This is a genomic window from Streptomyces sp. WAC06614 (assembly GCF_003949795.1).
Classification (GTDB): Bacteria; Actinomycetota; Actinomycetes; order Streptomycetales; family Streptomycetaceae; genus Streptomyces.
Map to the genome: position 1 here is coordinate 1 of NZ_RPRY01000627.1, position 1,720 is coordinate 1,720.

At 75.9% G+C, this 1,720-nt stretch carries 2 protein-coding genes; one reads left to right on the top strand and one right to left on the bottom strand.

The genetic code is table 11. From position 1 onward, the window contains the following. Positions 1–38: 38 nt before the first annotated feature. The gene (locus EF918_RS37530; protein WP_185922088.1) at positions 39–290 is read right to left on the bottom strand and encodes a hypothetical protein; all 252 of its coding nucleotides are present in this window, start codon (positions 288–290) and stop codon (positions 39–41) included. A gap of 193 nt (positions 291–483) precedes the next feature. Here EF918_RS37530 and EF918_RS35430 point away from each other — a divergent pair, with 193 nt between their 5' ends. Continuing rightward, complete coding sequence (locus EF918_RS35430; protein WP_125652942.1) at positions 484–1,644, top strand: alpha/beta fold hydrolase; 1,161 nt, start codon at positions 484–486, stop codon at positions 1,642–1,644. Positions 1,645–1,720 lie beyond the last annotated feature (76 nt).

Genomic DNA, 1,720 nt, shown 5'->3' on the forward strand with positions numbered 1-1,720 from the left:
GGCCGGGGGCGGCGCCGCGAGAAGGGGGTGGGGCGTCGTTACGGTACGTAGAGGACGTGGCCGAAGGGCGCGTGGCGGACCTGGCCCGGGTGAAGGACCGTCACCGGGTGGCCCAGGCACCAGTACGGGTGCGCCGGGATCACCGCGGGGCCCATGAGGTAGGCGCAGCCGAACGGGCCGCCCGTGACGGCCGGGGCGGCGGCGGGGGCCGCCTGGGCCTGGCCGGCCGGGGCCAGAGCGAGGGTGGCGGCCGCGGCGAGGGCGCCGAGGGCGAGGGACAGGCGTCGCATGGTCGAACCTCCGGTACGGACCGGAAGCTGACGATCAACTTCCGGTTTTGTGGCTCACCGTAGGGGCCGCCACGCCCGAGGTCACGGTGGCCGGGCAGCGCGTGGATGCGCGGACGGCGCACGGCGCCCGCGCGTGCGCCGGGCAAGGTCGCGGGGCATTGTCAGTGGGTACCGGCATGGTGATCGCATGACGATGCCTACGACGACAACCCCGTGGACCCTGGCGGAGCTTGAGGCGGCGATCCGCGCCGGCTGGTCGGCCGGCACGAGCGAGCCCGCGGACACCTCGCGGATCCCGTGGACGACGGAGAACCCTGCGTGGGGCCAGTGCGACATCACCGCGCTGGTGGTCCAGGACCTCATAGGCGGCGACCTCGTGCTCAGCGACGTGTTCCACGAGGGCCGGCAGGAGGGCTACCACTGGGGGAACCTGCTGCCGGGCGGCGTCCTGGTGGACCTGACGCGGGAGCAGTTCCGGCGCGGGGAGGTCGTCACCCCGGGCCGGATCGTCAAGCGCCCGCCGGGGCGGCTGCGGCGGCGCTGGGCGGAGTACCAGCTGCTGCGGCAGCGGGTGATCGAGAAGCTGGGGCCGCTGCCGGGGACGATCGAGCTGGACGGCGGCCGGCAGCTGTCGTACACCGACCACGGCGGGCCGGGGGCGCCGCTGCTGGCGCTGCACGGCCACTTCCACAACGGGCGGACCTGGGACCGGCTGGCCGCCGGGCTGGGGCCCGGGTGGCGGCTGATCACGCTGGACCAGCGGGGTCACGGGGCGTCCGACCGGGCCGCGCAGTACGACCGCGAGGGGTACCTCGCCGACGCCGCCGCCCTGCTGGAGCGGCTGGGGGTGGGCCCGGCGGTGGTCCTGGGCCACTCGCTGGGCGGGGTGAACGCGTACCAGCTCGCCGCGCGGCGGCCGGACCTGGTGCGGGGCCTGGTGGTCGAGGACATCGGCGCGGTCGTCGACACGGACCTGTCGTTCGCGCTGGACTGGCCGCGGCGGGGCGCGAGCCGGGAGGAGTTCCTGACGGGGCTGGGGGACGCCGCGCGGTTCCTGGGGGACTCGCTGCGGGAGTACGAGGACGGCTGGGGGACCGCGTTCGTACCGGAGGACATGGTGGTCTCGCAGCAGCTGCTCAACGGTGACCACTGGGCGGACTGGCTGGCCGTACGGGTGCCGACGCTGCTGGTGCGCGGCGAGCGCAGCGACTGCCTGTCGGCCGGCCACGCCCGGGAGATGGCCGCGCGGCGGCCCGGGGTCCGGCTGGTGGAGCTCCCGGCCGGGCATGTGGTCCATGCCGATGACCCCGAGGGGTTCGGGGCGGCGGTGGGGGAGTTCCTCGGGCGCCTGTGAACCCGGCCACCGAGGCGGCTCCGGGTCGGCTCCGGGTCGGCACCGGGGCGGCTCGGGGTCGGCACCGGGGCGGCAC

Bases quoted from the DNA above. Each gene is read 5' to 3' on its own strand.
- EF918_RS37530 (WP_185922088.1), bottom strand. From the start codon at position 290: ATGCGACGCCTGTCCCTCGCCCTCGGCGCCCTCGCCGCGGCCGCCACC.
- EF918_RS35430 (WP_125652942.1), top strand. From the start codon at position 484: ATGCCTACGACGACAACCCCGTGGACCCTGGCGGAGCTTGAGGCGGCG.